At 45.9% G+C, this 4,502-nt stretch carries 5 protein-coding genes; all 5 read right to left on the reverse strand.

The window, feature by feature from the left end; all coding sequences use genetic code 11:
- Window positions 1-277: 277 nt before the first annotated feature.
- Window positions 278-514: a hypothetical protein gene (locus tag B9T16_RS26215; protein WP_006616407.1), complete on the reverse strand. Its 237-nt coding sequence runs from the start codon at window positions 512-514 to the stop codon at window positions 278-280.
- A 3-nt stretch (window positions 515-517) separates the two neighbouring features.
- Window positions 518-1,084 (reverse strand): hypothetical protein, encoded by a 567-nt coding sequence (locus B9T16_RS26220; RefSeq protein WP_410246131.1) that lies wholly within the window; start codon window positions 1,082-1,084, stop codon window positions 518-520.
- A gap of 6 nt (window positions 1,085-1,090) precedes the next feature.
- The gene (locus B9T16_RS26225) at window positions 1,091-1,300 is read right to left on the reverse strand and encodes a type II toxin-antitoxin system ParD family antitoxin (RefSeq protein WP_410246132.1); all 210 of its coding nucleotides are present in this window, start codon (window positions 1,298-1,300) and stop codon (window positions 1,091-1,093) included.
- Between the two features lie 80 nt (window positions 1,301-1,380).
- Window positions 1,381-2,316: a WD40 repeat domain-containing protein gene (locus B9T16_RS26230; protein WP_410246133.1), complete on the reverse strand. Its 936-nt coding sequence runs from the start codon at window positions 2,314-2,316 to the stop codon at window positions 1,381-1,383.
- Window positions 2,317-2,554: 238 nt separating this feature from the next.
- The gene (locus B9T16_RS26235) at window positions 2,555-4,342 is read right to left on the reverse strand and encodes a hypothetical protein (protein ID WP_410246134.1); all 1,788 of its coding nucleotides are present in this window, start codon (window positions 4,340-4,342) and stop codon (window positions 2,555-2,557) included.
- Between the last annotated feature and the right edge of the window lie 160 nt (window positions 4,343-4,502).

Below are 4,502 nucleotides of genomic sequence, written 5' to 3' on the forward strand. Positions count from 1 at the left end.
TTATAGACCACCGAGAAAGGGGTCAGGGGGAGTGGGAGATACAGAAAGGGTGTTCGGGGCTCAATTTGCTTGTAAATACTAGGTAACTGCCTCATCCAGCAGAGTCTCTAAACTTTTCTGTTCTTGCATTGCCACCTGTACCCATTGCGACTCATCATATTTTATCAAATCGTCGCAGAAACCTACAGCCCAAGGAACTGGGTTTCTACAACTCTCTCTGCCGCCTCAGCAAAATTTGGTAAAGAAACCCGGTTGCTTATCCTCACCCGCCCATTCCTCAACTTCCAGAAATCAAAATGGTCAGAGCACGTTCTATGGCTTCCTCTTCTGTGGTACAAATTCCACTGGCTAGGATGCGATCGAGCAAGTTACGGATATCTGGACGGGATAATATGTGATAGGCTTTACGTTCAGCCTTGCGTTGTTCTAAAGCAGTTGTTAGAGTCATCACATCCTGATGAATATCTTCAGCCGAGAGTAACTCTGCATTGGGTTCGGGAACTTGTTTAGTCATGGTTTACCTTCCGTAATTTTCTGCAAGGGTTTCAATTAATTTATCGCCGTAATATGTACCTTGTTGCTGGCAGGTTTTGAGGAGATGCCGAATCTCATCTTTCGTTAAAATCCCGTCTAGTCCAGCCCGTCCTAAAATCCCCGGAAATCCGGTCATTTTTAACCCCATTTCCCCAGCAACTTGACGGGCAGCTTTCTCATCTAAAAGAATAAGTGCCACATTTAGATCGGGGCGATTTTGCATGAGAATTATGGCCTCGGCTTCAGCGAGATCATCACGCCAGTCTGAACGGGTATTTTTGTGCGATCGCGCAATTCGTTTTGCTACAGTTTCTGCTTGTTTTTTTTCTGAATCGGTTAATTCGGCAACAACCACAAATCCCTCACCAATGAGTTGAGTAATTTCATCGAGCCACCCATGACCATCTAGTTCTTGTACCTCAGAGGTGGTAATGTAAAGGAGCGAAAAATATCGCTTGAGTAAATCAATCCGACCACATTGAAAGGCTGAAACGAGAGGTCCTGTATTGGATACTGCTACTATTTTATCAAGTTCTGTGGTATCTGTCATTGTTCCTTAAACGTTATTAGCCTTTTCCCCACTTCCAGAAAAATGCGGCAGATTGACTTGAACACGGGTTTCGGTGAGCCAGTCTGGGTATTCAGTTTGCAATTTTTCTAGCAATTTAAACGCGGCATTCACCACTTCATCAGGATGGCTAAAATTGCCCTGGGCTAACTGGGCGGCGATAAACTCTTCTTGTTGCTTGTTTAAGGTAATTTGCATGACGTTCTCCAGAAACCTGCTTTCTCGCCATTATAGCGATCGCGTAGGTGATTCGGACGCAGGTAAAAAAACCCCCTTTCTCAATCCCTCAACCCCTCCAACCGCAGAAAATACATCTGCCCTGACATCTCACCTGCCACCACTGTCACTCCATCGGAGGCTACTGCACAACTTTTAAAGCTTTTAAAGCTAAACTCACCCGTAAATGTCGCTATAGCCCTTCCAGTAGCCAAATCCCACAGTTTCAGGGTTTCATCATCCGATGCAGACACCGCTAGTTTCCCGTCGGGGGCGATCGCCACTGCATTTACCCAGCCACTATGCCCAGAGAGGGTAGCGAGTTCCCTCCCCTGCTCCAAATCCCACAGTTTCAGGGTTTTATCTTCCGATGCAGACACCGCTCGTTTCCCGTCGGGGGCGATCGCCACTGCTGTTACCCAGTTACTATGCCCGCTGAGGGTGCGAATCAGTGGCCCCCCTGGAGGGGTGAGGGTGGCAGTGAGGGGACGAAACCAGGTATTTCCGCGCCATTGTTTTGCTGTTTCTAGCAAAGTTTCAATGTCACTGGGTCTGTTAATTTTCTGCAAGACTGTCTTAACAGGCTTATGAGGTAAAAATTGACCAATTAACGGCAAATACTCCCAAAAATATTTAGATTCATCGGTAACTACTATGGTGTTATAAGGCAGCAACCGCCCCCAAAGTTGCCCCGCTAGTTGGGTTTTATCGGATTCCAAAACATGAGCCGACAGGCGCAACGTCCCAGCGATTAATTGCAGGGTTTCCGTCTGTTCTGGGTTCAGCAAGACATCGGAAATCATCGCCAAATCGTAATCTTCAATTAAGGCTTGCACCCCGAACTCCGCCAGTTTTGCCTGGATAAAGTCAAAATCCGTCAGCAGCTTCTGTAGTCGTGCAGTTTGGGCAGTGTTAACGAGATGCTTAGGGAATTTTTCTAAGGCATAGCGCCGCTTTTCTGGATATAATTTGTTTAGCCGTTCAATAAAGCTGGTCATAACTCACGGGTGAAAATAGAACAATTTATAGTAGGTTGGGTGGAGCGATCGCGAAACCCAACACACTCGGACTCTAGGCTGGCGGTGGTTGAGTTTTTGTGGGGTTTACTGGGTTCACATAACCTACTCCTAATGCGATCGCTCTCGGTTCACATAACCTACTAAGATGTTGGGTTTCCTGCGTCCACCCAACCTACTACTAAGATGTTGGGTTTCCTGCGTCCACCCAACCTACTAATTATTCTTCATTATTGTTCTCATCTTCTCCATACAAACCATCCCACAAATTATCAACTATATCTAGTTCAATATCCCGCAAAGATACCCCCGCTTTTTGTACCGTCCTCCTATTAAATAAAAAGTCCTGAAAACTCTTGTGATAAATACTATAAACCTCCTCATATTCCATAATTCGATGGCGCAAAAACTGCTCCCATTCATCCAACACCTCCTGCACCGTTAACGGGTCTTCCTCCGCAAAATCCGCCAACAAATCGCAGGATACAGGCTTCCGAGTCTTTGACAATAAATAGATGATTTTTAACTTCGTCCGGGGTAAGGGCCTCGTCACCATCCCCATACGCTGCCAATGTTGCTCATAATATTTCTCCAAACCCCTGGGCAAATTTTCCCAGTTCAAATCAGCATATTTCCCCGCCTCAATATCATTGAGAACATACTTTAAATACATAAAGTTAGTTTCGCTATTCTCCGCCAAAAATTCGATAAATTCCGCCTCTGTCACGCCTTGAGCCGCCAGCCAGCGCTGGATAGGTTCCCGTTGGCAGCGATAGCGAATAAACCCTTCGATATCTGCTAAATTCGCTTGATAATATTCATCGGACATCATATCAAACTCCTGCTGTGGTGCCGAAACAACAAAAGGAAAAAACTCCGGGCGTTTGGTCAGGACAAAATAGACCCCCTTGGGTAAATTTTCCGGGAGATAAAGCACATTTTGCCCCCGATTTTGCGTGCTTAAATCCACCTCATCCAAAGCATCCACCGCAATCACTAAACGGTCAGTTTTTGCCGCCGCTTCGGTTAATAACTTGCTCAAAAAGTTGCCATTGCGGGTATTATCAGGATGCAGGGGTAAGTCATAGGCTAACCCATAGCGTTCAATCAGTTGAGCGCAGATACTTTTGATAAAATCATCGGTGCTGGTGCGGTTTTCCGACAGGATATTAAAATAAGCCAGACATCCCGTTTGCTGTACATATTGCGCTAATAACGCACTCTTACCCACGCCGGGGTCTGCTTCAATGATAAAATAACCCTTGGCTTGTTTCTGGCAAAATTCCTCAATGGCATTAAACACAAATTCTCTGCCAAAAAATTCCTGGGTTTTTTCCTCAATAAAAGCCGCAAAATCCGCCGGGACGGGTGGAGTCACTTTTAAGGTGGTCAGCAATTGATTAAACCGTTCATCTAAACCCTGACAAGAGGCGATAAATGTATCCACACCCTCATCAATTCTCCCCCGAATTGCCGAGAGTTCCTGGTCAATATTGCTGACTTTCCCGCCAATTTGGCTAAGGATATCGTGGGTTAAGGCATTAAAAACCACGGGATTATATTTAATTTCTAATCGGAAATAATGCACTAAGCCGGGTAAATATAAATGGCGAAAGGTGTTGAGTAAGACGGGAGGCGCTTCTCGTAGCCACTGGTGTTCGGCTTCTAGGCGCTGCATCAATTGATACCGAATTGCCTCCTGTTGACTCCCTTGCCAACTCCCCTCACTGCCTTGGGGCTGTTCCCCTTCAACGATTATTAAGATTTGTTTACCATCCTGCTTAATCTGGTCAATTCGTGCTACAATTGATGGTTGACTATCATGCCATTCCGGTGTTTTCTGGCAGCAGGCACAAATATCATTTAAGATGCGCTGATGGGCTCTAAGCAGTGCTTTCTCAATGTCATGATTACGTTCCCCAGCCTTGCGCTGTGCCCACTTATGACATTCGGTGGTAACAACTCCGACCCCAGCACTAGCAAATAGTGACAACACCTCAACAATCATGGCTCACCCCATCCCACACATCTGAGTTATCAATTAACATTGTAGGGGATTTTCCCACCGAGTCAGCCCTGGCGTGGGACTCCGGATTGGTTGAGAGGTGAGAGGATCGAAAATCTTTAAACTCTGACGCGCGCCTATAGCGTTTCTCATATCCATAAGG

Source organism: Arthrospira sp. PCC 8006, assembly GCF_046480465.1.
GTDB classification, from domain to species: Bacteria; Cyanobacteriota; Cyanobacteriia; order Cyanobacteriales; family Microcoleaceae; genus Limnospira; species Limnospira platensis.

What these genes read in the sequence shown, in the direction of transcription:
- B9T16_RS26215 (WP_006616407.1), bottom strand. Translation starts at nt 514, where the DNA reads ATGACTAAACAAGTTCCCGAACCCAATGCAGAGTTACTCTCGGCTGAA.
- B9T16_RS26220 (WP_410246131.1), bottom strand. Translation starts at nt 1,084, where the DNA reads ATGACAGATACCACAGAACTTGATAAAATAGTAGCAGTATCCAATACA.
- B9T16_RS26225 (WP_410246132.1), bottom strand. Translation starts at nt 1,300, where the DNA reads ATGCAAATTACCTTAAACAAGCAACAAGAAGAGTTTATCGCCGCCCAG.
- B9T16_RS26230 (WP_410246133.1), bottom strand. Translation starts at nt 2,316, where the DNA reads ATGACCAGCTTTATTGAACGGCTAAACAAATTATATCCAGAAAAGCGG.
- B9T16_RS26235 (WP_410246134.1), bottom strand. Translation starts at nt 4,342, where the DNA reads ATGATTGTTGAGGTGTTGTCACTATTTGCTAGTGCTGGGGTCGGAGTT.